We start from the raw sequence: 25,453 nt of genomic DNA, 5'->3' as shown, positions 1-25,453 counted from the left end.
ACGCAGCCAATGCGACTTCAGTGCTTTTGATAGGTGCGCCAAAATGATCATAAGCCATTGATTTAAATACCCCCTGAATCAATGCCTGGTGGCGCTGCCGGCTCACAATGGAACAAACCGGCACTTTAGTCTTAGTACAGGTGCTCCCGACAACGGCATCCTGCAGTGCCGGGAGCTGACCCTCGCTACGTAAACGCTCAGAACGTAACGATGGCACCCAGTGCGACGGTGTCCGCATCGACAGCGTCAGCACCAGACGACTTCACGGTCTGCTCGAACATGTTGTATTCGGCAACCAGCTTGAAGTTGCTGTTTACATCATGGAACACGCCGATGGTGGTGCTTTCGCTTTCGAAGTCACCCTGTTCAGAGTCGGTCTCACCATAGGAGAGAACCAGACGGTTGCTGCCCAGGGTGTAGGAACCCTGAACCAGGAAGCCATCCGCGTCTTCCTCTGAGGCCAGGGTGGCATCAGTAATCAACACCGGCACATCGCCCTTGGAGGTAAAGCCGGAAGCGGTCAGAGACAGGCCAGCGACAGCGGCTTTAACACCGTAGCCCACACCGGTTGAGTCGATGGATTCGGACGTGGTGACGTTCTCGGAACTCTGGTAACGGCCGTTCACCCAGGCTGTCAGGGCGACTCCGCTCAGGTCAGCAGCGTAGGTCGCTTCAGCTTCAAAGCGCGGTGCAGACTGCTCCGACGTTGCTCCGGTCGTGTTGGCAGGCTCAAGAATACCTGCAGCAACCTTCAGGCCACCCATATCAGGCGTACGATAGGTAATCTGGGCCGATGGATTGGGGTAGGGGTAACCGGTCCGGATATTACCAAAGGAAACACCCGTCGGCGCACCGGGAGAGCCGAAGCCCATCAGGATTTCATCAAGGAAGATGTTGTTACGTGCGTAAAGACCGAAGTCCTTACCAATCAACACCTGACCAAAGCTGCCGTCAACGGTGGCATAGAGCTGACGAACATCGATGGCGGTATCCGTCGGTGACTGCAGACTGTCGTTAATGGTGGACCAGAATGAAGAGCGGCCACCCAGAGTCAGCTCCCCCATCTCCTTACTGAAGTTGAAGCCGATGGTATTGGGCAGGAAGCCCATCTTGACGTCAGAACTGCGGGTATCCGCAATCTTGTCGTCACGGTTCACGAAGAACGCGTTGAAATAACCGTCTACAGAAAACGATGTGCCGTCTTCGTTGTACACCTCAACAGCCGCATTGGCACCCGCGCTTGCGCCCATCGCGGCAACCATGGCCATAGCCAGCCCTGACTTTCTGAAGTTGTTGTTTTTCATAATTCCCCCGGGTTGTTGTTGGAAATCTGGGTTCTGGATACCGGACAGTCCGGTCATCCGAGGCGTGGTCTGTCGCCTGAATTCCATGGTCGGCCAGAGGGGAAATTTCGGAAATGCGTCAAGGGAGCAGGTTTTCTGCTCATTTGGGAGGCATCGGAAACAGGACTTTGGGATTAATACCCGCCCGGAAACCGCTCCAGTTCAGAAAGGCAATCATTCAGGAATGCATCGGGATCGGTCAGTACCGCCTCATCAGCCACCACACCAAACTGCACCTGCCCGCCATAGCTGACGATGCTGATTCCGAGACCAATATCGCCCGCCTGGGGAACCCAGAACATCTGCTCGGTGATCGGGCAGCCTCCGAGGTATCTCGGCTCAGGTGTTCCGGGCACGTTCGAAACTACAGCACTGGCTTTGTGGTAGAGCACATCGGATATGGGTTGACGCAAGGTTTCCGGTATCAGGGAGGCGCTGGAGGCCAGCCCCCATGAAATTCCGGGCTGCCAACTCTTTTTCAGTCTGCGGGTTTCGTGCTTGATTCGGTAGAGTCTTTCAAGAGAGCTCTCCCCATCCACCGGCAAAGGGACAAAGACCGTACCAAAAAAGTTGCCCAGATCACCCGCTTCCGGCTTCAGCGACTCCGGCAAACGGCTGCGGATATCCACCGGCACCGCCGCATGCAGGACAGCGTCATCCAGTTCAGCCTCATCAAACCCAAGCCGGGGCCGAACCGCTGCAGCGACACAACTGAGCAGCACATCATTAATGGTCACCCGGGTTGCTTTCGCAATCGCCCTGAAGCGCTCCAGGGGCACCGGAGGGGACCAGCGACAGGATCGCCTACCCAACAGCGGCCGCTTCAGCTCCGAAGGAGAATCCGCAGGTTCCACCAGAAATTCACTGAGTTCATGGACCAGACGCACACTGCTGTGAGCCAACCGCTCCAGCACTCCGCCCAATTGTTGAAAACTCACGGCATCCCGCCCTTCGTGTCCCGATTCATCAGCTGGGGAGTGCGGTTGTTCAGGTGTTTTAACCAGCTCCGCCAGCCACGCCTGGGCGGATTCAGTCCAGCGGGAGAAATCAGAACTTTCAGCAGCACCGTAGACGGCGGGATGTTGCTGCGGAGATGGCGGGCAGAGACGGTCAAAGATGCCCAGCAAAGACAGCCCATCGGCGTAACAGTGATGAATCCGCAACAGCAGGGCTGCGCCACCTTCAGCGTTAGGGGCCAGCCAGAACTTCCATCGCGGTCGATACATCGCCAACGGCTGGTTCAACCGGGCAGATACCCAATCCTGAAGCTCTTCCCGGGTGAACCTGTCGAGGACAACGTCAAGGTGATGCTTCGGGTCAAAAACCGGATCAGGCTCCCACCACCAGGCGGCAGCTTTCCTGGCTGGCATATACCGGAAACGCTCCCAGGCCAGCCAGTACACGTCGAGAAACTCCCGGAAGCGGGCGGGGGTAAGGCCCTCCACCCGAAGCATGACCGTAATGGTCATGGGATTTCCGGGTCTTTCCAGGGCCAGCCAGGCTGAATCCGCAGGCAGCAGGAGGTGCGATTGCTGGTGACTCAAACCTGAACATCCCCGGGTCATTGATGGAGGTAAGTAAAAACCGAACTCCGCATTGTGCCAGACAACCCTCATCGTCTCCATATACCAGGAGGTCGCCACCATTTACAAAAAATTACACTTGAGTAATTCGCCGGCCCTATACTGGTTATAAGCCTTAATGCAATGGTTATTAATCGATAACCAAAGTAAGGGATTGGCCCTTGGGAGCCGAAAATGCAGTTTCCAGCGCCAATAAATACGCCCTGGATTCGCGGTACAAAAGAATGACCAGCAACTTCCAAGATCAATAAAAGGCCATTGCAGTGCTGGTGGGAGAGCCGTTATGAAAGCGAGCCATGTTCGTAAACTGATCAAACCAATCGACAGTGCCTATTCTGAAATGTTTTCGGGGCGCGTCTTCCGCGTTGGGCAAGGCGCTGTTTCAGTCCGCAATCACAGCGGAGAAGCCGAGCAGACAGTGATCGGTGTGCACGGTTTTCTTGAAAACCACTGCTACTTTACCCAGGCCTATGAAGCGCCAACGACCGAGCTCATTCTGCTGACCTGTAGCAACTATCACATTCCGGTCAACGGCGTGACGCCGGAAAGCCCCCAGTGGGAAGTGCCGATCAAACACCTGGAAGCCACCATTGAATACGATGCCTGTATTCTGAACCAGGCGTTGTCCAACCTGCCAACTACCCAAAACATCCGTGTGCATGGTCATTCCCGCGGCGGCGCGGTCATTCTTGAGGCCATTAGCCAGTGGCCCGAGCTTTATGAAAATGTAGAGGTCGTGCTGGAAGCCCCGGTTCTGCCGCAAGGACGCCTGCATGCACTGGTCACCATGCTTCTGGAACCGGTCAGCCATGGCATGTGGCCCTGGTTGATCCGTTTGATCAACAGTGCGCCTTCGTCAGCCTACGGACAGACGTTCTTTGGGCGGATGAACCCGCGTAAGAAGCAGCTGTTGGACAAGCTGTTCTCCTCCACCCGAGACCACCTGACCATTGTTCGCAATATCGAGAACATCATGGACTGGATGGCCCGGACGGACACGTCGGTATACCACCATGTGCGCCACGGCACCTTCCTGATCCCGGCAGTAGACCGCATTCTCGACCGCACCGCGATGCTCGCCAGCGCCCGCCAGAGCCCCACGACCATGCGAATAGTAGAAACCAAAGCTCCCAGCCACTTCATCACGCTGGACAGCAAAGAGTGGGTACCGGGATTTGACACCCTTCCCGCCGCGGCGCAAAGCTGAATACTGCATCCCCGACCAAGCTCCGTTAAACTAGCCGCCCTCTGAAATACGGTTTAACGGAGCCACAGCACCATGTACCGAGAGCGCCTGGTCAACACCCGGGTAACGTCTGACAGCGCCCATCGGCTACAGCGCCTGCTGCTGGACTATCACGATTTTCGCCAGCACAAGAATGCTCACCCGCTGCTCGACAATACCTTCCGGATTGCCGACTGGCAGGCTCAACGCCTGAAAACCACCCATAAAGATCTTTACGAACATCCGGGCTACCACACCGGACTCGAATTTCTGCTGACCGATCTGTATGCACCGGCCGGCATGACCCGCCGCGACGACAACATCGATCGAGTCTTTCCTAAAATGGTGAAATGGCTGCCAGACAACCTGCTGGACACGTTCGCCGGACTGGTGGAACTCAACATGCTCACCCAGAGGCTGGACCTTGAACTGGCGGAGCAATTGGAGCGCAACCAGATCCCGGCAGAAGCCTTCAGCACAGAACATTACTGCGAAGCATTCAGAACAAGCGGACAACGTGTTGAGAGAGAACGGCAGATTGCTCTTGTGGCTGAAGTCGGCCAGCAACTGGACCGATACGTCCGCAACCGGACACTGGGCTGGTTACTGACAATGACGCGAACCCCGGCGGAAATGGCCGATCTCAGTGACCTGCACGACTTCCTGCACCGCGGCTATACCGCGTTCCGTAAAATGGACGATGTGAATACCCTGATCGACAGGCTGGTGGTGCGGGAAAGCAGGGTGATGGCGAATGTGGTGGCAGGCCACCCGGACCCGTTCCGGCTTCCGGGCGACCTGTAAGATGGCCGGTCAGCCGTTGCCGACGATCTGATCCAGCTGGCTGTTGATTTCCTGTTCAATCTTCGCTTTGAATGGCCGCAGCAGCATACCCAGCTCCAGGCGAATATGCAGATCGGCGTGATCGATGGTGAGCTGGCCCTTGACGCCACTGCGCTTGAACCGGAGCACGTCGCCTTCCCACTGATAGTTGACGTCGAACTGCTTCGACAAATCCTGAGCCAGTGTTTCGGCGGCCTGACGGGCATGTTCCTTGTCGAGGCTATGGGGGCGGTGTACATCAATGACAGACATGGATCAGTTTTCTCTCGGAAATTGAACGTTTTTACAGTGTAAGGCCGGATTAAACTTGTCGCTACCCTTGTCGCGCCCCCCCCAACCGTTAGAATACGTGGTTCAGATTCAGACAGGACATCTCTCATGAGCGAGCAACAAACGCCAACCGGTCAGGCCCCCAACGGCCAGAACCAGGACGACGTCACCCATTTCGGCTTCCGCAATGTCCCCAAAAGTGAGAAGGCGGGCCAGGTAGCCGAGGTGTTCCACAGTGTGGCCGGCAAGTACGACCTCATGAACGATCTTATGTCCATGGGCATCCACAGGCTCTGGAAGCGGTTCACCATAGAGCTTTCCGGTGTGCGCCCTGGCCATCAGGTGCTGGACATCGCCGGCGGCACCGGTGACCTCACCATGAAATTCTCTGACCTCGTAGGCCCCGGCGGCAAGGTGGTACTGGCGGACATCAACGCCTCCATGCTGCAGGTAGGCCGCAGCCGTCTGACCGACCGCGGTTATGCCGGCAACATCGAGTATGTGCAGGCAGATGCCGAGCACCTGCCCTTCCCGGATAACAGCTTCAATGCGGTGTCCATCGCTTTCGGCCTGCGCAACGTTACCGATAAAGACCAGGCTCTGCGGGATATGGCCCGGGTACTGAAGCCTGGCGGCAAGCTGATGGTACTGGAGTTTTCCAAGCCCACCAATCCGCTGCTGAGCAAGGCTTACGACACCTATTCATTCAGTGCTTTGCCACTGATGGGCCAGCTGATTGCCGGTGACAGCGAAAGTTACAAATACCTGGCAGAGTCCATTCGCATGCATCCGGATCAGGAAACCCTGAAGGGTATGATGGAAAACGCCGGGCTGGTGAACTGCAAATATCACAACATGACTGGCGGCATTGTGGCGCTGCACGTGGGAATTAAACCCTGATGTTCCCCGGCCCCACCCTGCTTGCGGCAGTTTCCTCGATTGTTGAGGGCGCATTGAACCGTGCCCTCGATCTGGATCCGGCCGGACAAAAAGCATTGCTCGACGCACTGCAGGGGCCGGTACAGTTCAATGTCACGGCACCTGTGCATCTCACCTATTCCCTGCAGCGAACCGGAGAACGGGTCCAGGTCAGCAGCCAGCCGGCGGAAACGCCAGCACTCGAAATCAGTGGCCGCCCGATTGCGTTCGCGGCACTGGCACTCGGTGACGACGCCGTGTTCGGTGATGGGCGACTGGATGTCGCGGGGGACACAGCCCTTGCCCACCAGCTACAACGGGCACTGAATCAGCTTGACCCGGACTGGGAAGCCGCCATGGCCAGCCACATCGGCGATATTCCCGCGCACTTTCTTGGCAAGCGCATCCGCAAAGCTGTCAGGTGGAGTCGCCAGGCCTTTGATTCAATGAACGCCAATCTCGAAGAGTATGTGCACGAAGAAAGCCGTCTGCTACCCGGCAGTCGCGAACTGAATGCCACCTTTGAGGATATTGATGATCTGAGCCTTCGCACTGAGCGCCTCGAAGCCCGCCTCAACATGATCGATAGCCGCGGTAAGACAGACCAATCGGAGAACTCGTGACCCGCCTGCAACGCCTGTTTCGAATTGCCTGGGTATTCTGCCGTTACCGGCTGGACACATTCCTTCCGCTGGCAGAACTGCCCGGGCCACTGAAAGTCTTTTTCCTGCTGGCGCCCTGGCACCTGTTTCCGCAACCCAAACTCAGTCGCGGTGACCGCTTGCGGCTTGCTCTGGAGGAACTGGGGCCGGTATTCGTCAAGTTCGGACAGATCCTGTCTACCCGCCGTGATCTGTTACCAGACGACATGGCCGAGTCCCTGAAACAGCTGCAGGATCGTGTACCTCCGTTCCCGAGTGATACCGCCCGACAGATTATCGAAACGTCTCTCGGGGCTCCGGTCTCGGAGTTGTTCAGCGAGTTCAGCCCGGACCCCATGGCCTCGGCTTCGGTGGCCCAGGTTCATGCCGCAACACTACCTAATGGCCAGCAGGTGGTCGTGAAAGTTCTGCGCCCCGGTATCGAACGGGTCATTCGTCAGGATCTGGCGTTGATGTATCTGATGGCAGGGCTTCTGGAAAAATACTGGTCCGAAGGTAAACGCCTGCATCCGTTGGAAGTGGTCGAAGATTATGATTCCACCATTCACGACGAACTCGACCTCCAACGCGAAGCCGCCAACGCCAGCCAGCTACGCCGGAATTTCGAGAACTCCTCGCTGATCTACATCCCGTTCATCGACTGGAACTACACCCGTAAATCCGTGCTGGTGATGGAACGCATTCACGGCATCCCTATTGCGGATGTTCCGGCGCTGACGGCGGCGGGCGTCAACATGAAGTTGCTGGCCGAGAAAGGTGTGGAGATCTTCTTTACCCAGGTGTTCCGTGACAGCTTCTTCCACGCTGACATGCACCCGGGCAACATCTTTGTGGATGTCAGCAACCCTGCCGACCCGAAATATATTGCCATCGATTTCGGCATCGTCGGCACCCTGGCGCCCGATGACCAGAGCTATCTGGCCCGTAACCTGCTAGCCTTCTTCCGACGCGACTACCGGCAAGTAGCTCAGTTGCACATTCAATCCGGCTGGGTACCACCAGAAACCCGGGTGAACGAATTCGAGGCGGCAATCCGGACCGTCTGCGAACCGATTTTCGAGAAACCGCTCAAGGACATCTCTTTCGGCCATTTCCTGCTGCGACTGTTCCAGACTGCCCGGCGCTTCAACATGGAGGTGCAACCCCAGCTGGTCCTGCTGCAGAAAACACTGCTGAATGTTGAGGGGCTTGGCCGTCAGCTCTATCCGGACCTGGACCTCTGGAGCACCGCGCAACCGTTCCTGGAAAGCTGGATGCGCAAACGGATTGGCCCGTCCGGCCTGATCAAGTCCCTGCAAAGCCATTTGCCTTCATGGCTGGAGCAATCACCGGAAATGCCACAACTGGTGCACGACGCCCTTTTGCAACTACGCCACACCGGGCCTACCGAGCAACAGAACAATGCTACCCTCGAGTTGCTGCGCGAACAGCAGATCCGGACCGACCGGCGCTGGCGACGCGGTCTGCTGGCCATCATGCTGGTGGCCGGTGCAGTTCTCAGTACGCAACCGGAAGCGTTCGAGTGGGTTCAGGAAACCCCGGTCTGGAGTTGGGTTCTACTCGGTGCAGCCGGCGTACTGGTTTTTCGTGGCAGCCGATAACTATCTAAGCGATCAGGATTCACAAAAATGCAAAATTCCTCCGATAACGTCGACAACCCTGACTGGATCGAAGCCGTGCGCTGGAACGACGACGGCCTGGTCCCGGCCATTGCCCAGGATGCAGCCACCGGTGACATCCTGATGATGGCCTGGATGAACCGTAAATCCCTGCGCCTGACGGCAGAGGAAGGCCATGCGATATATTGGTCCCGGTCTCGTAGCAAGTTGTGGCGCAAGGGTGAAACCTCTGGCCACCAACAGATCGTCAAGGATATTCGCCTCGACTGTGACGAGGATGTCATACTGCTGAAAGTGGAACAGAAAGGCGGCATTGCCTGTCATACAGGGCGACGCAGCTGCTTTTACCGAACTCTGAAAGACGGGCAATGGACCAGTGTCGAACCCGTTTTGAAAGACCCGGATGCCATCTACGGCAGCAAATGAAAGGAGCAAACAAGGTGAGTGACGTACTGGTACGCCTGGCACAGGTACTGGAAGACAGGAAAAACTCAGACCCGGACAAGTCCTATGTCGCGAGCCTGCACGCCAAGGGCCTGAACAAAATCCTCGAGAAGGTGGGCGAGGAATGCACGGAAACCCTGTTGGCTGCCAAGGACGCGGAGCACTCGGGTGAGATTGAAGATGTCATCTATGAAACCGCAGACCTGTGGTTTCACAGCATGGTGATGCTGTCCCGGCTGGGACTTGGGCCCACAGAAGTGCTGGACGAACTGGCACGACGCTTCGATCTGTCCGGACTGGAAGAAAAAGCATCCCGGAATAAATAATTCGGCCTACCCCTTCCGGGGGTTTCCGAACCCATGCTCTGTTAACGTACAATGCAATAAAACGGCAACATTAAGACGAGGACCCCCTGATGGGTATCAGTATCTGGCAACTACTTATCGTACTCGGCATTGTTATCCTGTTATTCGGAACCAAGAAACTGCGTAACATTGGCACCGACCTGGGCGGTGCTATCCGCGGCTTCAAGAAATCCATGAATGAGGATGACAAGCCTGCGGGCCAGGACTCCCTGGAAAACGAAGACCAGGCGCAAAACCAGCAGGCAACCGCTGATGACAAACAACGGGACAAGTCCCACAGCTGAGAGTGGCTGAATGTTTGATATCGGCTTCCTTGAGCTGCTGATCTGCGGCATCATCGCCCTGCTTGTTCTGGGCCCCGAACGATTGCCAACGGCAGCCCGTGCTGCCGGTCGGTGGATCGGTGGTGCCCGGCGCATGGTGAACCAGTTTACCTCGGAGCTGGATCGGCAACTGAAAGCCGAAGAGCTCCGGGAAGAGCTCCGCAAAGCCGGTGACGTGGGACTGGATGATGTCGAAAAGACGGTTCGTGGTGCGCTGGATGAAGCCAGGCAATATGAGCACATGATCCTGTCCGATAATGAGGCAAAAAAACCTCGCCCGGCCCCCGCAACCCGCCGGGTCGCGGCGCGCCAGGATTCAACGTCAGCAGACATCAGCTCACCCTCCGGTGAGCCCACCAAAGCGTCTCAATCCCAGGAAATCACCAAAGAGTCCGGCCACACAACGCCGACGGACTCAGAGCAAGCAGCCTCCCCGGAAAACCGTTCATGACTTCACAGCCAGCCGGCAATCAACTTCCCCCTGAGCAACAGGAAATGCCCCTCGTCGAGCATCTGCTGGAGTTGCGTAACCGGCTGCTGAAAATGGTGCTGGCGGTCATTATCTGCTTCGCGGTAGTTTATCCGTTTGCCAACGAACTCTACCTGTGGCTGTCCCAGCCCCTGCGGGAGCTACTGCCCGTCGGTCAGACCATGATCGCTACCGATGTAACCTCGCCGTTTTTTGCCCCGCTCAAACTGGCGCTGGTTGTATCACTGTTTGCCGCCATTCCCATCATTCTCTACCAGCTTTGGAGCTTTGTGGCCCCAGGGCTTTATGCGCACGAAAAGCGGCTGGCCTTCCCGTTACTGTTCACCTCGGTATTGCTGTTCTATGCCGGCGCCGCGTTCGCCTACTTCGTGGTCTTTCCTCTGGTTTTTGGTTTTTTCACCGCCATTGGCCCGGAAGGGATTGTTGAGCTGCCGGATATCAGCAGTTACCTCAACTTCGTCCTGAAAATGTTTTTCGCCTTCGGTGTGGCCTTCGAGATACCCATCGCTACGGTTCTGCTGATCCTGACTGGCGCCACAACGCCTGAGGATCTCGCCTCCAAACGCCCATACGTGGTCGTGGCCTGTTTCATCATCGGCATGTTGCTGACACCGCCTGACATCATCTCCCAGACCCTGCTGGCCGTTCCCATGTGGATTCTGTTCGAGTTCGGCATCATTTTCGGCCGACTTGCCCGTCGTAAAACGGATGATTCTGAGACGGACGAGTCTGCCAGCGAATGAACCTCGCTCTGCTCTTTGACGAAGACTTCACTGCCCCGGACAGAGTTATTCTGAGTGGTCGGCGCCTTCAGCATTTACACACGGTACTGAAGGCAAGCACCGGTGAGACCATTACCGTGGGCCGTGTAAACGGTGACATGGGCCGCGGTCGCCTGGTCCGGATGACGGAATCGGAAGCCGAACTGGAAGTGACGCTCAATACACCTCCACCCGCCCCACTGCCCCTTACCCTGATTCTCGCCATGCCCCGGCCCAAAATGTTCCGCCGGGTACTGCAAACCAGCGCCACCCTCGGGGTAAAGGACATCTGGCTGATCAACAGCTACAAGGTGGAAAAGAGTTTCTGGCAGACACCGTGGTTATCGGATGACAACCTGCTGGAAAACCTGACCCTGGGCCTGGAGCAGGCCCGGGACACCATCATGCCCGCAGTGCACATCCGCAAGCGCTTCAAGCCATTCGTGGAAGATGAGTTGCCGGCGCTGCTCGCAGGCAAACAGGCCTTTGTAGCCCACCCAGGAACAGCCACTCCCTGCCCGACGCACCTGAATGCAGCAGCGGCCCTGTGCATCGGCCCGGAGGGCGGTTTCATCCCTTATGAAGTTGAAAAACTGCAGGAAGCAGGCTGCCAGGCCGTTCACCTTGGAGCCCGGATTCTCAGGGTGGAAACGGCCGTACCCGTGCTGGTGAGTCGGCTGTTTGATGCCAGCCTTTGAGTCCGAATCTCAGGCTTTAGCGGCAGACTTCTCATTCCAGAATTTGATCAGCGGTGTCAGCACAAGCACCAGCACACCACCCGCCAGCACACCAAACAGGCCATCCGCCAGGGTCGGAATTACCGCTGCCGTCACACCGCTGAACCCCTCAGCGAAATGATGAATCGCCTCATACACCGGGTGCAGACCGTGGGTAAGAATTCCGCCACCTACCAGGAACATGGCGATGGTGCCGAGAATGGACAAGGTTTTCATCATATAGGGCGCCAGCCAGAGTATCGCCCGGCCCGCTTTTTGGGAGAACGCACCGTCACGCTGACTCAGATACAGTCCGCCATCGTCCAGTTTCACAATACCGGCCACCAGCCCATAGACCCCAACCGTGATCATAACGGCAACCACCGTCAACACGACGAACTGCATGCCAATACTCTCGCCGGTAACCGTTCCAAGGGTTATCGCAATGATTTCCGCAGACAGGATGAAGTCGGTACGCACTGCCCCTTTGATCTTGTCTTTCTCCAGGGTTTTCATATCCGTCGCAGGATTCTTCAGGGCCTCTTTCAGTTCAGACTTGTGGGCCTGCTCTTCTTTGCCATGAAAAAACTTGTGCGCAAGCTTTTCAAACCCTTCAAAACAGAGAAAAGCACCGCCAAGCATCAGCAGCGGGGTCACCAGCCAGGGGATGAAAAAGCTGATTGCCAGGGCAGCGGGTACCAGGATGGCCTTGTTGAGCAGTGACCCTTTGGCCACCGCCCACACCACCGGCAGTTCCCGAGCCGGGCTCACCCCCGTAACCTGCTGCGCATTCAGAGCCAGGTCGTCCCCGAGAACACCGGCCGTTTTCTTGGTGGCGGTTTTGGTCATCAACGAGACATCGTCCAGGATGGTAGCGATGTCATCAATCAGCGCAAGCAGGCTGGCTCCGGCCATGGGGTGTTGTTCCTTGAAATTGCAGAATCAGATACGCCGAGTTTATCTGAAACCCCACCCCTTCAGGAACCCAACCGGTTCAGGGCACCGACCACATCTGCCAGGGACGATTCGCCCACCAGTTGATTGTGCGGTTTCTCCGGCCGCCCCCTGAAGAAGAGAACCGCCGGCGGCCCCGGAACACGCCAGCTTTCGAGCTGTGCCTTCTGGGCATCGGAGAAATCAGTCACATCGAGCTTGATGAACTGCACCCGGTCCGCCCAGGCCATTACATCCGGTGTCTGAAACACTTCTTCGTCCATGATCTTGCAACTGATGCACCAATCGGCGTATATGTCGACCATCACCGGCTGTCCCTCCCGGATCACTGCCTGCAACCGATCCACATCCTCAATCACCTCAAAACGCTCAGAGGGCACACTGACTTGCGTTGCCGCCACACCGATGCCTTCCAAAGGCTGCCAGACTGAACCCTGCCCACGGGCAGCACCGACCACCAGCATGAGCCCCCACAAAGACAACAGTATCCCGGCGGTCTTGCGGGAACCTGACCAGCCCGCAGATACCTTGTCCAATGCACCCAACTGAATCCCGCACCACAGCAGCAAGGCACCCCACAGAGCCAGAGCTGCAGCTTCAGGAAGTATGCGTTCAAGCAAGCCCACTGCCACAACCAGCAGGCCGACACCAAACAACTGCTTGACCCGCTCCATCCACATACCGGCCTTCGGCAGGATTCGCGAACCGGTGGTACCGATCAGGATCAGCGGCACGCCCATACCCAGCGCCATGGAGAACAATGCACCACCGCCGATTACTGCATCTCCGGTGGTGGAGATATAGAGCAACGCGCCCGCCAGCGGAGCCGATACACACGGCGACACCACCAGGGCTGAGATCAGGCCCATCAGTGCAACACCCAGCCACTGACCACCTTTGGATTTCTGCCCAAGGCGATCGAGCCGATCACGCAGACCTGTGGGAAGCTGCAACTCATAGAGTCCGAACATAGCCAGAGCCAGCAGCACGAACAGTGCCGAGAACACGATGATCACTGCGGGTTGTTGCATCGCGGCCTGCAAATTGGCACGAGCGCCCAGGTACCCGACAGCCACCCCCAATGCGGTGTAGGTCGAAGCCATTCCCATCACATAAGCGGTCGACAGCGAAAAACCCCGGGCCGTGGACACGGGCTGATTCTGGCCGACAATAATGCTGGACAGGATCGGCACCATCGGCAGTACGCAGGGAGTGAATGTCAGCCCCAGCCCCAACAGAAAGAAGGTACCCAGGATAACCGGCAAGCCCGCATTACTGAGAAGACCCGCCAGCCCCTCAGCCTCGCTCACACCACCAGGCTCGGCAGTATCCGCGAGCCGCTCATCAGGTACTGACAGCCCCGCAGCCGCGGGTGCGGGCGCCGGAGACTTTGCCGTCGGCATTACGGTGGATGCTGCCGGGCCAATGGTCAGTTTTCTGGTCTGCGGTGGATAACACAGCCCCGCTTCTGCACACCCCTGATAACTGTATTTGAGCTCCGTCGGCTGGTTCAGTGGCACCTCTGCCGCCCAGCCCGCCCGGCCATGGAACACGGCCTGTTCACCAAACCAGGGATCGTTCTTGATCTCGGCATCCACGGTAAAAGCTCCGGGCACCTTTTCGCCACCTACCCTGGCCGAAATTCGGGACTGATAGAGGTAGTAACCGGGGGCAATCGACCAGTCTATGGCGAGCTCACCATCCTCATAACTGACCTTCGGCTGGAATGCCTGATCGACGGGTAGAAACTCCTCATCAGCTTCCGCCGCCGAGACCGGCACCAGCACCATCATACAAACCACAAAAAACAGGGCATCCAACCAGGGAAGGCCCATGGCCGACTGCCGGGATGGCAAAAAGTCGCAGCGAGTGAGGATCATATTGTTTCTCCGGAATACACAATGGCTGCAGTATCGGTGCAAAGCCTTAAGCCTTCCTTAAGCTTCCCCTCATACACTGGCTTCAGTTACCTACCGGAGCCTTGCCTATGACACAGATCTCACTTTCGCCGCTTCGCCATCTCGGTGTTGCTACCAGCCTGGCCCTCGCCATCGGCATACCTGCCCTGACCCAGGCTGCGGAGCCTGCTCCAGCTCTGAACCTGCCCACCGAGAACGGTTCTGTCAGCCTCAGCGACCTGAAAGGCAAGGTGGTTCTGCTGGATTTCTGGGCATCCTGGTGTGGCCCCTGCCGCCAGTCGTTTCCCTGGATGAACGATATGCAAGCCAAATATTCCGATCAGGGCTTTGAAGTCGTTGCCGTCAACCTGGACCAGGACAAAGAGGCCGCCACCGAATTCCTCGATCAGATTCCGGCCAACTTCACCATCGCTTACGACACCGAGGGAGCAACCCCTGAAGCCTATAGGGTCATGGGCATGCCCAGCGCCTATCTGATTGACCGGGACGGCAATATCCACAGCCAGCACATTGGTTTCCACAATGATCGCAAGGACAGCTACGAAGAGGATATTCGCGGCCTTCTGAGCACAGCACAGAATTGATAAGGAGAAACATATGCCCACAAGCATCCTGTTTTCCCGCCGCCGTCTCAGGCAGGTGGGTACATGGCTGACACTATCGGCAACCCTGGCAGCCTCGGGCTGTAGCAACCTTGGCGTTAAACCCTGGGAGCGGGACCTTCTGGCCGATTCCGATATGCAACTGACGGTTTCCGGAGTCGATGCCGGGCTGGACGATCACATTTATTTCAGTAAGGAAGCGTCCAGCGGTGGACGTGGCTTTGGTGGAGGTGGCTGCGGATGCAACTGATCAACGATAAGAAGAACGGAAAGCCCGTCGGGCGTGCTCTTGCAACAGCGACCTGTGCTTTGCTCGGTGTCCAGGCAACAACGACCCTGGCCAAAGACCAACCCGGAGAATGGGATGTCGAAACAGCGCTGTTGATCTATTCCGAGACTGACGACCGGGTCCAGGCCGCCGAACCGGTGATCAGCGCGACCCGGAACTTCGATGGCGACAAAAAGCTGAACCTGAAACTGGTGGCAGATACCCTTACCGGTGCCTCACCCTCCGGTGCCACCCCAAGCGATCTGCCGCAAACCTTTACCCGTCCGTCCGGCAGTGGAAGCTACACAGTGGATGCAGGCGAAGCGCCGCTCGATGACAGCTTCAAGGATACCCGTGTTGCCGTATCCGGTTCCTGGACTGCGCCACTGAACCGGGACTACACCTACTCTGTCGGCGCCTATGGTTCACGCGAATATGACTACCTGTCGACAGCCGTGAATGGCAGCCTCTCCCGCTACCTCAACAACAAGAACACGACCCTGACTGGCGGTCTGTCCCTGGGGGTTGATATTGTTGATCCGGTTGGCGGCGCACCCGTCGGCCTCTCGCGAATGGCGCTGAGGGACAACAAGATTGAAGCAGAGTTCGATCAGGAGTTTGCCGCTACCCGCGAGAGTGACGACACCAAGACTCTGGTCGATGCTCTCTTCGGTGTTACCCAGGTTATAAATCGCCGCACGCTGATGCAATTCAACTACGGTGTCAGTTACTCAAGCGGGTATCTCACCGATCCATACAAAATCCTGAGCGTGATCGATGAGTCTGCAGGCGCCAACTATGGTGGCAACCTGATCGGAGCCGATGGTAACCCGGTCTACCTGTATGAAAACCGTCCCGACACACGGATGAAACATTCGCTGTACTGGCAAACCAAGTACATGCTGGACAACGGCGATGTGATGGACGGTTCCTACCGGTTCATGATCGATGACTGGGGCATCACCTCCCATACCATCGATCTGAAATATCGCTGGCGACTGGCGAACAGCTATCTGGAACCCCATTTCCGCTACTACATGCAGTCAGAGGCGGATTTCTACCAGCGCTACCTGACTGAAAGCGAATACAACAGCGGCACTCCGACAGTCTCGGAAGCCAGTGCCGACTATCGCCTGGGCGAGCTCACCGGCATGACCTTCGGTGCCAAGTGGGGATACCGCCTGGACGAGGACCGGGAACTGGCCATCAGGGCCGAGTATATGATCCAGAGCAATGACGGCGACGAGGGCTTTGGCAAGCTCACCAGCCACGATCTTTACCCTGATACCAACGCCATGTGGCTGCAGCTCAGCTATAATTTCTGACCGTAGCGAATGCAATCCAGCCAGCCCCGCCCATCCTCCGGATCGGGCGGGGTCTTTGTTCAGGACGCCATGACTTCTATCACCATTGCTCCCGCAGACAACCCTGCCAAGCATCCTCAGCCACAACTAGAGGGCTCCGGGCGCAACTGGCAAGGCCGCTTTAAGGCTATGGCCAGCCCCTGTGAAATTCTGATGGAGGGCGTAAGCCGGGCTCAGGCGGAAGAGGCACTCCGTTATGCGGCCCGGGAAACCTGGCGCCTGGAACACAAGTTTTCCCGTTACGTCGAAGGCAACCCGGTCGACAGGATCAACCGAAGTCACGGCAAACCTGTCGTTGTCGATGACGAGCTCTCACTGATGCTCGATTACGCAGCCCAGTGTTTCGAACTCAGCGATCGCCGATTCGACATCACCTCTGGTGTTCTGCGCCGGGCCTGGAGATTTGATGGCAGTGACCGCCTACCGGAGAAGTCCGATACGGACAACCTCCTGCGACTCGTGGGCTGGAACAAACTGAACTGGCAACGCCCCACTCTGACATTACCAGAGGGCATGGAGATCGATTTCGGGGGAATCGGAAAGGAATATGCGGTCGACAGAATCGTGCTGGATCTGAACCGGAGCCTGCCGAAGGGCACCTCTCTACTGGTCAATTTCGGCGGCGATCTTGCCTGCAATGGCGCCAGAACCAACGGCCAGGCCTGGGTAGTCGGGGTGGAGGATCACAAGAAGCTGAGCGATAGTACCGAAACGCTGTCACTTCGAGGCGGTGCCCTGGCGACCAGCGGTGATAGCCGACGCTACCTGGTCAAAGACGGTGTTCGCTATGGCCATATTCTGGACCCGCGAACCGGGTGGCCGGTGCCCGAAGCACCACACAGCGTAACGGTTGCTGCCCCCACTTGTACCCTCGCCGGCATGCTGGCCACCTTCGCCATGCTTCAGGGCAGCGAAGCCGAAGAATTCCTGCAACAGCAACAGGTGCAATACTGGGTACAACGCTCCTGATGCACCCCTCCGGGGCGTTAGCGTTTGAGCCCCATCGCCTCAGCTGCAATGCGATTCTTGACCGGTGCGAGCTGGTCAAGCCAGCGCATACCGGTGTTACGAAGCCAGCGCAGAGGTAACTCGTCCCGCGCAAACAGTTGCTTGAAGCCTTCCATCGCAGCCATCATGGCGAGGTTCTCGCCTTTACGACGGCGCTGAAAACGCGACAGCACCATGGAATGCCCGGGGGCCAACCCTGATTGCCGGGCGCGAGCCAGCTCCTCCAGCAGGACACGGACATCGCCATAGCCAAGATTCGCACCTTGTCCAGCCAGCGGATGGATGGTGTGAGCCGCATCACCCACCAGAGCAAAGCCGGGCGCAATATAGTCCTTGGCGTGACGCTGCCTCAACGGGAAGGCAAAACGCCGGGAAACCTGCTCCACCACTCCCAACTCTCTCTCGATAGCCCGCTCCAACTCCGCCCTGAAGCGCTCTTCATCCAGCGCCATCAGGCGCCGGGCCTCGTGGGTGTCCTGGGACCAGACGATCGAACAGAACCGGTCTTCACCCTGTTCATTCAGCAACGGCAGGAAAGCCAGCGGTCCGGAGGGAGAGAAGCGCTGCCAACAGGTATTCTGATGATTCTGGGAGGTTTGGACCGTACAGACAATGGCCTGCTGATCGTAATCCCACTCCCGGGTAGGCAGGCCAACCCACTGACGCAACCGGGACTGGGCACCATCAGCCGCTACCACGAGCCCGGCAGAAAGAGTCTGGCCATCGGCCAACTCAACAGAGCGGACATCCCCCCGCTGGCGACAGCCAACAACCTGCGCTCCGTCCATCACTGCCACATCACTGTCGACCAACGCCGCCATCAGTGCACGGACAATGCTCCGGTTCTCGATGATGGTCCCCAGAGACCGGGACTGAAGCTCGGCAGCATCGAAGTGGATACGGCCGGTGCCGTCGCCATCCCACACGGTCATCGCCTGATAGGCGCAATGGCGCCCGGCGGTAGCTGACCGCCAGACTCCGAGTTCATCGAGCAATTGCTGACTGGCAACGGAAATGGCACTGACCCGGGGTTCAAAATCATCAACATCCCTTGCCGGCGCAGACTCCTCCAGCAGCACATCACGCTTGCTGCCTTCCACCAGACCAACGCGCCAGCCCTGCCGGGACAGGCCCAACGCCAGTGCGGAACCAATCATACCGGCACCGACAACCAGCACATCGTACGGTTCATTGCACGGTTCTTTGCGCTGTTCATTGAAACTACGACGATCACTCATGCCCTGACAACTCCCCGACAGATGATCCGCGACCGTGAATATCAGCTCGCCGGCCTCCGGTTCCCATTGCTTTGCGTGCAAACCAGCGTTTTGCGCCAGGCAGCATATCCAGCCCGACCAGTCCTACATCCCTGGCCGCCAGTATGGGTACAGAGCCATCACCAAAGACACGAATCAGGGAATCGGAAAACTGCACCGTTTGCTGCCAGTCCTGGCGATGCTGTTCCTGATAGCGGCGCAGCACCCTGAGATCACCAATGGATCGCCCGGATGACTGGGCCAGTCGAAACTGCTCCACAAGGGTCATCAGGCCTCTGAGCGCCAGATTGAAACCCTGACCGGCAACCGGATGCAGGGCATGTGCTGCGTTGCCAACAAGCGCCACGCCAGCCCGCACCGGCTCGTCAACGGTGGTCAGCGTCAGTGGGTAATGGCTGCACTCTCCAATACGGTTAAAACGGCCAAGCCGCCAGCCGAACCGCTCCTGCAGACGCTGGCACTTCCCGGCATCGGACAGTGACAAAACCTCGGCCAGCGCTTCATCTGTCAACGTCCATACCAGCGCGGACTGATTGCCCGCACGTCGGGGAGAGCCGTGCGGTAACAGAGCCATGGGACCAGCACTTGTGAAGCGTTCGAATGCGGTAAACTGATGGCTCTCGCCGGTCGAGACGTTGGCGATCAGAGCATTCTGGCCATAGGACTGCTGGCGAACCTGAAATCCCAGTTTCTCCCGGAGACCAGAACGGCCACCATCGGCCACCACCAGACATTGTGCGGTCAGGGTGCGAAGATCGCCCCCTTCTTTAATGGACACGCCGACACCGCCCGGTTGCGGCGTCATATCCACTACTTCTGCAGGGGCCAGCCACTGAACACCGGTCGCCAGCAATTCACGCATCAGACACAGCCCCAGCCAACGATTATCCGCTACATAGCCCAATGCCGGCTGGCTGTGGTCTGAAGCATTCAGTCGTGTGGCGCCAAAACGGCCGCGGTCCGAGACATGAATGTGCTCAATCGGTGTTGCGTGTTCTGACAGGCGTTGCCAGAGGCCAAGTTCCTCGAAAATCAGGCGGGAGCCCCACGCCAGCGCCGTGGAACGGCTGTCATAGCTGGGCTGGTAGTCTTCCGGGACAGCGTCAGGCGACAGAGGGAACGACTCCACCACCGTGACCCGCAGCTCCGGAACCGCTCGTGATAAAGCCAGCGCCAGTGTCGCCCCGGCAAGGCCGCCACCAGCAATAATCAGGTCGGTATCGGTTGTTGCCACGGGGTCAGTCCGCCATCAGCGCTTCAATCTCTGCAATGGTTTTAGGCACGCCATCAGTGAGTACCCGGCAACCTTCTTTGGTGACGACAACGTCATCCTCAATGCGGATGCCAATCCCCCGCCACTTTTCGTCTACGTCTTCGTTATCCGGCGCAATATAGAGCCCTGGCTCAACGGTCAGGACCATCCCGGGCTCCAGTTCTCGCCAGGCATCGCCCACTTTGTAGTCGCCCACATCGTGCACGTCCATACCAAGCCAGTGGCCGGTGCGATGCATGAAGAAGGGCTTGTAGGCCTCGTTGGCAATCGCATCCTCCAGAGAGCCGGACAGCAGTCCAAGATCAATCAATCCCTGGGTAAGCACTTTCAGCGCAGCTTCGTGGGCATGGTTCCAGTGATTACCGGGACGGACTGCATCAATCGCTTCATACTGAGCAGCCAGCACCACCTCATAAAGTGCGCGCTGTTCCGGGCTGAACTTGCCACTGACGGGGAAAGTACGGGTGATGTCAGAGGCATAGCACTCCAGTTCACAACCGGCATCAATCAGCACCAGATCACCGTCCTTCAAAGGTGCCGTGTTTTCGATGTAGTGCAGGATACAACCGTTGACCCCGGCACCGACGATTGACGGATACGCGGTCGAGCGGGCGCCATTCTCCATAAAGGTATGGATCAGCTCGGCCTCCAGGTTGTATTCGAAACCACCCTGGCGAGCCCGCTTCATCGCGCGGCAATGAGCCTCCGCACTGATCGCACCCGCCTTGGCCATGACTTTGATTTCGTTTGCACTTTTGTATAGACGCAGGTCATGCAGCATGTATTCCAGGGCGACGAATTCCCCGGGGGGATGGGCGCCGGTGCGCACCTTGCTGCGAATCGTCTTGACCCAGTCCATCACGCGGCTGTCAAAGCTGTCGTCCTTACCCAGAGGATAATAAACACGGCTCCGGCCTTCTATCATACCCGGAAGAATGTCGTCGATATCCGAAATCGGGAAGGCATCGTCCAGTCCGAAACGTTCTATGGCACCCTCTGGCCCCACGATAAAACCGTCCCACAGCTCTTTCTCCGGATTCCGTTCCTTGCAGAACAGAACCGATTCACCATGCTCCCGACCGGGAATAAGCGCCAATACAGCTTCCGGCTCATCAAAACCTGTGAGGTAGTGAAAGTCACTGTCCTGCCGAAACGGATGCAGTACATCCCGGTTGCGCACACGCTCGGGCGCAGCAGGAATGATGGCAATACTCTCGGGCGCCATCCGCTCCATCAGCTTGCGGCGACGTTCAGCAAATTCCTTGACGGGTATCATGGACGACATATTCTCTCCCGCAGTCTTCTGCCTGCTTAGTGCAGGGTCGGTGATTTCGAATCTGAGGTTTCCGGGGCATTGAATTCGGTAAAGACCGCCAGAGCGCCGAGCCGGATATATTCGGTAATTTCCAGCAACTGCTGTTCGCTCTCCTCGTCAGCTTCCTCATCCTCGGAAAGCTGGCTGATCGCAACCATGTCCTCTATCAGTTCCCGAATTTCATCGGGAGCCTGCCCCAGAGACTCTCCAGCAGCCAGCGCCATTCCTTCCAGGAAACCGCGCACCCAAGCCACCAGAGCTTCAAGTCGCTGCTCAATGGCGTAATCATCATCCGGCAACAAGGGGTGGAAACTCATGTCCGCCGCCTTCAGAAGATCCAGCGTCTGTTCGTAGGCCTTATTCATGAACGGCGCCAGGTCCGCAGACTCATCAATGGCAGTGTCGGGCAGGCCCATGTGTTCACACACCATCGTCAGCCATTCCGGTTCTTCTATGCGACTACCGGCAGCAAGACGACCACACAGGACGCCATGCAACTCTGAAGGGTGACTGAAAGCCTTGTGGGCAGTAAAAACGTTGGCCCAACGCTCGAATTCGGCGGCGCGTGCAGCACCAGAAGTGTCAGTTTCTGACATGAACCGGAGCAATCCTGTGTTATTGAGTGAAGTGCCTATCGTAGCATCCAGGGTGACTGGAGGCACTGATCGGTTGCTTTTCCCAACGCGAATACCCAATATGTTATAACATATCAACCTGAAGGAGTGCCCCGTAATGAAGTTCACCCCCGCCCTATCGCTGCTGGCCTTCTCACTTTTTGTCAGCGCGCCGCTACTGGCCAGCGACAACCCGGCGGCCCATCAACATGGACATGCAGAAATGCAGTTTGCAATCGACGACGGCCGGGTTGACCTGATCTTCACCTCCCCAGCCCACAACCTGCTGGGATTCGAGCACAAAGCCAGAACACCTGAGCAGAAGCAGCAAGTACTGGCAATTCAGCGCTGGCTGGAGAACACACCGCTGATCAACACCATCAGCTCAACCTGTACTGTCGAAAACGCCGTGGCCGATATTGATGCACTCAAAGATCGCGAAAGCGACGAACACGGACATGACGAGCATGCCGGCAACCACGAACAGAGCCATTCCGATATTGAAGTAACACAGGTACTTGCCTGCACCGAGATTGCTTCCAGCAGGGAACTGGTCACCAGCCTCACTCGTCAGTTCCCGGCCGTAGACCGACTGGACATTTCCTGGGTCGGACCTGAAGGACAGGGCTCAACCCGGCTGGCCAGTGGCGAGAATAACGTCAGCCTCGCCCAGTAGGTTTACTCTTCATAGGGCGAGACCGAGTCCGCCACAATGGCATACGACGAGGTGCCAATCGCGTGTTCGGTACGCTGGATCATCAGCGTACCCTCAACCCATATCGGATCGTAGAGGGCCTCGATGGTGAAACCCTCGGGGTATTTCACATGAATGATCTGGTTGGGCGGCGGGGGTGGCACGTGGATGCAGGCGCCGTAGTAAGGCACCAGGAAAAATTCGAGAATGCGCATGTCCTCCGTGGTTTTCAAAGGCACAACAAACCCGGGAATTCGCCCATTGACGTTCTCCATCTCCGGAACCACACGGCCAGTCATGATTTCATCCGGCAGCAGAGCCGGGCCGTCGCCCTGATGCTCCACTTCTGGCATATTCTCCAACAATGCGAGATCTTCTGCCGGCATGAGTTCAAGCCAGTCGATTTCCCGGGGCTCCGCGTGAACCCTGAACGACACAACGCACAAGCACGCCAATACAACCGACAACATGAGCCTCGCGGGCAACGAGTGATAAACAGAAAACATCCGACAGCATTCTCCGTGTCAAATAAGCGATGAGACCTGACGCATCATACACGGACCAGGCCACAACCAACATGAACAGCGAGACAGCATCCATGCCCCACGGTTCCCCGGACACGACACCGGCACTGCACGTGAGCAATCTGAGTTTCCGTTGGCAGGCAGACCTTCCGTTACTCAGGTTCCCGGATATCCACATTGCGGCCGGCGAGCACCTGTTCATTCATGGGCCCAGCGGCACCGGGAAAAGCACCTTCCTCAGCCTGCTTGCCGGTATGCTGACGCCGTTAACTGGCACCATTCACATGCTGGGGAAGGACATTCATCAGGCACGGTCCGGAGAAAGGGACAGGTTCAGGGCCGATCACATCGGCGTGATATTCCAGCAGTTCAACCTCGTCCCCTACCTGACTGCAGAAGCCAATGTCACTCTTCCCTGCAAGCTGTCGGCTACGCGCCGGGAGGCAACCGACCCTGACCCTGAGAATGAAGCCCGCCGGCTGCTCACCGCCCTGGCCATCCCTGAGGACCACTGGCAGCGCAAGGTGACCAGTCTCAGTATTGGCCAGCAGCAACGAGTGGCGGCAGCCCGCGCGCTGATCGGCTCCCCGGAGTTGATCCTGGCAGATGAGCCCACGTCAGCTCTGGACGCCGATAACCGGGACCGATTCCTGGATCTGCTGCTGACCCTGGCCGAAGAACGGGGCACTTCGGTGCTGTTTGTCAGTCACGACCGATCCCTTGCGCCCCATTTCCATCATCAGATTGAGCTGGGAGGGCCTGCTGAATGAAGCTGAAGCTCGCACTTTTCCTGGCCCGGTGCAGCCTGTGGCACCGGCGCCGGGTACTGGCCCTGGTCTGTCTCACCCTCACCCTGAGCGTCACCCTGCTTTTGGGCATCCAGTACCTGAGGACCGAGGTCAAGCAGTCGTTCACCAACACCATTTCAGACACCGACCTGATCATCGGTGCCCGCAGCGGCCAGATAAATCAACTGCTGTATACGGTGTTTCATATTGGCAACGCCACCAACAACATTCGCTGGTCCACCTTCCAGCAGCTGGAAGAAGACCCGAGAATAAGCTGGCTGATCCCGATATCACTGGGTGACTCCTACCGTGGGTACCGGGTGGTCGCAACCGACAAACGGATGCTGGATCACTTTCGCTACGGCCAGGGCAGCCCGCTGGAGCTGGCCAGGGGCCGGTGGTTTGACAAGGTATTCGATGTAGTGCTCGGTGCTGGCGTCGCCCGCGGGCTCGGGCACAGCCCGGGTGACCGGATCGTGCTGTCCCATGGCGGAGGCAAAACCAGCTTTTCCAATCACGAGCAAACCCCCTTTACCGTGATCGGAATCCTGTCTCCTACGGGTACGCCTGTCGACCAGGCTGTTTACATCAGTCTGGACGGAATGGAGGCCATGCACGTGGGCTGGTCTTCCGGAGTCGCAATTCCCGGGCGCACCCTGACGCCGGAAAAAGCCGATGGCCTTAGCTTTACTCCGGACGCCATTACTGCCGCCTTTGCCGGACTCGATCAGAAGATCCTCACCTTCAGGGTTCAAAGGGAGATTAACCAGTCTACCTTGGAGCCTTTGTCTGCCATTCTTCCCGGTGTAGCCCTGAGCGAGCTATGGCGCCTTATGGGCCAGTTCGAACGGGCATTGCTCGGCATTACCGGCTTTGTCGTGATCACCAGCCTGATCGGGCTTATTGCCGTGTTGCTGACACTACAGGCTCAAAGAGCCCATGAGATTGCGGTACTAAGGGCCATCGGGGCATCCCCCTCCCTGATTGCAGTTCTTTATGTGATCGAGTGCGTGGCACTCGCTGTGGTTGCCTGCATGTTTGCGGTGATACTGGGGGCACTGGCCATTGCCACCCTGAGCCCCTGGATGCTGGCCAGCTATGGACTGCACATACCCTTACGCCCCCTGAACTCGTTTGAATGGGCACTGTTGGCAAGCATCCCTGCCACGGCATTTGCAGTGGCACTTATCCCGGCCTTCAGCGCCTGGCGCCAGAGCCGGGCCATGGGCCTCGGGGATACAGGAGAGAAGTGACAGACGTCACGCAGTGTGGGCCATGACAACCCTGTAAA

The 25,453-nt window shown here is 57.7% G+C and carries 28 protein-coding genes; 18 read left to right on the top strand and 10 right to left on the bottom strand.

Translation table 11 applies throughout. The features are described 5' to 3' along the window. Positions 1-197 precede the first annotated feature (197 nt). Both FWJ25_RS00915 and FWJ25_RS00910 read right to left on the bottom strand, forming a co-directional pair. Positions 198-1,304 (bottom strand): porin, encoded by a 1,107-nt coding sequence (locus FWJ25_RS00915; protein ID WP_149598371.1) that lies wholly within the window; start codon positions 1,302-1,304, stop codon positions 198-200. 173 nt (positions 1,305-1,477) lie between these two features. Continuing rightward, on the bottom strand, positions 1,478-2,887 hold the full coding sequence (locus FWJ25_RS00910; protein WP_246166622.1) for a WS/DGAT domain-containing protein: 1,410 nt from the start codon (positions 2,885-2,887) through the stop codon (positions 1,478-1,480). A 322-nt stretch (positions 2,888-3,209) separates the two neighbouring features. Between FWJ25_RS00910 and FWJ25_RS00905 the strand changes: the two genes are divergently transcribed. Both FWJ25_RS00905 and FWJ25_RS00900 read left to right on the top strand, forming a co-directional pair. After that, positions 3,210-4,133, top strand: a complete 924-nt coding sequence (locus tag FWJ25_RS00905; RefSeq protein WP_149598369.1) for an alpha/beta hydrolase — start codon at positions 3,210-3,212, stop codon at positions 4,131-4,133. A gap of 72 nt (positions 4,134-4,205) precedes the next feature. Then, positions 4,206-4,955, top strand: a complete 750-nt coding sequence (locus tag FWJ25_RS00900) for a DUF8198 family protein (RefSeq protein WP_149598368.1) — start codon at positions 4,206-4,208, stop codon at positions 4,953-4,955. Positions 4,956-4,964: 9 nt separating this feature from the next. On the opposite strand, the gene FWJ25_RS00895 is transcribed toward FWJ25_RS00900, so the two are convergent. Further along, complete coding sequence (locus tag FWJ25_RS00895) at positions 4,965-5,246, bottom strand: polyhydroxyalkanoic acid system family protein (RefSeq protein WP_149598367.1); 282 nt, start codon at positions 5,244-5,246, stop codon at positions 4,965-4,967. A gap of 126 nt (positions 5,247-5,372) precedes the next feature. On the opposite strand from FWJ25_RS00895, the gene ubiE reads away from it, so the two are divergent. The 9 genes from ubiE to FWJ25_RS00850 all read left to right on the top strand — a co-directional run bounded on the left by ubiE (position 5,373) and on the right by FWJ25_RS00850 (position 11,544). Beyond that, positions 5,373-6,164 carry a bifunctional demethylmenaquinone methyltransferase/2-methoxy-6-polyprenyl-1,4-benzoquinol methylase UbiE gene (ubiE, locus tag FWJ25_RS00890; protein WP_149598366.1) on the top strand — a complete coding sequence of 264 codons (792 nt, stop codon included), beginning with the start codon at positions 5,373-5,375 and terminating at the stop codon, positions 6,162-6,164. After that, positions 6,164-6,805 (top strand): ubiquinone biosynthesis accessory factor UbiJ, encoded by a 642-nt coding sequence (locus FWJ25_RS00885; protein ID WP_149598365.1) that lies wholly within the window; start codon positions 6,164-6,166, stop codon positions 6,803-6,805. Before ubiE ends, FWJ25_RS00885 begins: the two co-directional genes overlap by 1 nt. Further along, positions 6,802-8,445: a ubiquinone biosynthesis regulatory protein kinase UbiB gene (gene ubiB / locus FWJ25_RS00880; protein WP_149598364.1), complete on the top strand. Its 1,644-nt coding sequence runs from the start codon at positions 6,802-6,804 to the stop codon at positions 8,443-8,445. The genes FWJ25_RS00885 and ubiB overlap by 4 nt, the downstream gene beginning before the upstream one ends. A gap of 27 nt (positions 8,446-8,472) precedes the next feature. After that, positions 8,473-8,889 carry a phosphoribosyl-AMP cyclohydrolase gene (gene hisI, locus FWJ25_RS00875; RefSeq protein WP_149598363.1) on the top strand — a complete coding sequence of 139 codons (417 nt, stop codon included), beginning with the start codon at positions 8,473-8,475 and terminating at the stop codon, positions 8,887-8,889. 14 nt (positions 8,890-8,903) lie between these two features. Beyond that, positions 8,904-9,233, top strand: a complete 330-nt coding sequence (locus FWJ25_RS00870; protein ID WP_149598362.1) for a phosphoribosyl-ATP diphosphatase — start codon at positions 8,904-8,906, stop codon at positions 9,231-9,233. Positions 9,234-9,322: 89 nt separating this feature from the next. After that, a complete protein-coding gene (gene tatA / locus FWJ25_RS00865; protein WP_149598361.1) occupies positions 9,323-9,556 on the top strand; it encodes a Sec-independent protein translocase subunit TatA in 234 nt (77 codons plus the stop codon). A 10-nt stretch (positions 9,557-9,566) separates the two neighbouring features. Next, entirely contained in the window at positions 9,567-10,046 is a 480-nt protein-coding gene (tatB, locus tag FWJ25_RS00860) for a Sec-independent protein translocase protein TatB (RefSeq protein ID WP_149598360.1), read from the top strand. Continuing rightward, positions 10,043-10,828 carry a twin-arginine translocase subunit TatC gene (tatC, locus tag FWJ25_RS00855; protein ID WP_149598359.1) on the top strand — a complete coding sequence of 262 codons (786 nt, stop codon included), beginning with the start codon at positions 10,043-10,045 and terminating at the stop codon, positions 10,826-10,828. Before tatB ends, tatC begins: the two co-directional genes overlap by 4 nt. Next, positions 10,825-11,544, top strand: a complete 720-nt coding sequence (locus FWJ25_RS00850) for a 16S rRNA (uracil(1498)-N(3))-methyltransferase (RefSeq protein ID WP_149598358.1) — start codon at positions 10,825-10,827, stop codon at positions 11,542-11,544. Before tatC ends, FWJ25_RS00850 begins: the two co-directional genes overlap by 4 nt. Before the next feature lie 9 nt (positions 11,545-11,553). Here FWJ25_RS00850 and FWJ25_RS00845 read toward each other — a convergent pair whose 3' ends face one another. Beyond that, entirely contained in the window at positions 11,554-12,477 is a 924-nt protein-coding gene (locus tag FWJ25_RS00845) for a DUF808 domain-containing protein (protein WP_149598357.1), read from the bottom strand. 62 nt (positions 12,478-12,539) lie between these two features. Then, positions 12,540-14,396 (bottom strand): protein-disulfide reductase DsbD, encoded by a 1,857-nt coding sequence (gene dsbD / locus FWJ25_RS00840; protein WP_149598356.1) that lies wholly within the window; start codon positions 14,394-14,396, stop codon positions 12,540-12,542. 107 nt (positions 14,397-14,503) lie between these two features. Here dsbD and FWJ25_RS00835 point away from each other — a divergent pair, with 107 nt between their 5' ends. From FWJ25_RS00835 to FWJ25_RS00820, 4 genes are all read left to right on the top strand, one after another. Further along, complete coding sequence (locus tag FWJ25_RS00835) at positions 14,504-15,019, top strand: TlpA family protein disulfide reductase (RefSeq protein ID WP_149598355.1); 516 nt, start codon at positions 14,504-14,506, stop codon at positions 15,017-15,019. A gap of 13 nt (positions 15,020-15,032) precedes the next feature. Further along, entirely contained in the window at positions 15,033-15,287 is a 255-nt protein-coding gene (locus tag FWJ25_RS00830) for a DUF4266 domain-containing protein (protein WP_149598354.1), read from the top strand. Continuing rightward, a complete protein-coding gene (locus tag FWJ25_RS00825) occupies positions 15,278-16,630 on the top strand; it encodes a DUF3570 domain-containing protein (protein ID WP_149598353.1) in 1,353 nt (450 codons plus the stop codon). The genes FWJ25_RS00830 and FWJ25_RS00825 overlap by 10 nt, the downstream gene beginning before the upstream one ends. A gap of 69 nt (positions 16,631-16,699) precedes the next feature. Beyond that, positions 16,700-17,638 (top strand): FAD:protein FMN transferase, encoded by a 939-nt coding sequence (locus FWJ25_RS00820; RefSeq protein ID WP_149598352.1) that lies wholly within the window; start codon positions 16,700-16,702, stop codon positions 17,636-17,638. A gap of 17 nt (positions 17,639-17,655) precedes the next feature. On the opposite strand, the gene FWJ25_RS00815 is transcribed toward FWJ25_RS00820, so the two are convergent. Genes FWJ25_RS00815 through FWJ25_RS00800 form a run of 4 tightly spaced genes read right to left on the bottom strand, consistent with a single transcriptional unit; the run spans position 17,656 to position 22,138 of the window. Further along, a complete protein-coding gene (locus FWJ25_RS00815) occupies positions 17,656-18,915 on the bottom strand; it encodes an FAD-dependent monooxygenase (protein ID WP_149598351.1) in 1,260 nt (419 codons plus the stop codon). After that, the gene (gene ubiH / locus FWJ25_RS00810; protein WP_149598350.1) at positions 18,908-20,188 is read right to left on the bottom strand and encodes a 2-octaprenyl-6-methoxyphenyl hydroxylase; all 1,281 of its coding nucleotides are present in this window, start codon (positions 20,186-20,188) and stop codon (positions 18,908-18,910) included. Before ubiH ends, FWJ25_RS00815 begins: the two co-directional genes overlap by 8 nt. A 4-nt stretch (positions 20,189-20,192) precedes the next feature. Beyond that, positions 20,193-21,512, bottom strand: a complete 1,320-nt coding sequence (gene pepP / locus FWJ25_RS00805; protein WP_149598349.1) for a Xaa-Pro aminopeptidase — start codon at positions 21,510-21,512, stop codon at positions 20,193-20,195. A 26-nt stretch (positions 21,513-21,538) separates the two neighbouring features. Beyond that, a complete protein-coding gene (locus tag FWJ25_RS00800) occupies positions 21,539-22,138 on the bottom strand; it encodes a UPF0149 family protein (protein ID WP_149598348.1) in 600 nt (199 codons plus the stop codon). 136 nt (positions 22,139-22,274) lie between these two features. Here FWJ25_RS00800 and FWJ25_RS00795 point away from each other — a divergent pair, with 136 nt between their 5' ends. Then, complete coding sequence (locus FWJ25_RS00795) at positions 22,275-22,832, top strand: ZrgA family zinc uptake protein (protein ID WP_149598347.1); 558 nt, start codon at positions 22,275-22,277, stop codon at positions 22,830-22,832. A 2-nt stretch (positions 22,833-22,834) separates the two neighbouring features. Here FWJ25_RS00795 and FWJ25_RS00790 read toward each other — a convergent pair whose 3' ends face one another. Further along, positions 22,835-23,356: a DUF3299 domain-containing protein gene (locus FWJ25_RS00790; RefSeq protein ID WP_149598346.1), complete on the bottom strand. Its 522-nt coding sequence runs from the start codon at positions 23,354-23,356 to the stop codon at positions 22,835-22,837. A gap of 71 nt (positions 23,357-23,427) precedes the next feature. Here FWJ25_RS00790 and FWJ25_RS00785 point away from each other — a divergent pair, with 71 nt between their 5' ends. Further along, complete coding sequence (locus FWJ25_RS00785; RefSeq protein WP_149598345.1) at positions 23,428-24,144, top strand: ABC transporter ATP-binding protein; 717 nt, start codon at positions 23,428-23,430, stop codon at positions 24,142-24,144. Next, on the top strand, positions 24,141-25,415 hold the full coding sequence (locus tag FWJ25_RS00780) for an ABC transporter permease (protein ID WP_149598344.1): 1,275 nt from the start codon (positions 24,141-24,143) through the stop codon (positions 25,413-25,415). The genes FWJ25_RS00785 and FWJ25_RS00780 overlap by 4 nt, the downstream gene beginning before the upstream one ends. The last annotated feature ends 38 nt before the right edge of the window (positions 25,416-25,453 follow it).

This window comes from Marinobacter salinexigens (assembly GCF_008370345.1).
Taxonomy (GTDB): domain Bacteria; phylum Pseudomonadota; class Gammaproteobacteria; order Pseudomonadales; family Oleiphilaceae; genus Marinobacter; species Marinobacter salinexigens.
The sequence above is the reverse complement of the archived record's forward strand: the minus strand, read 5'-3'. Positions and strand labels throughout refer to the sequence as shown.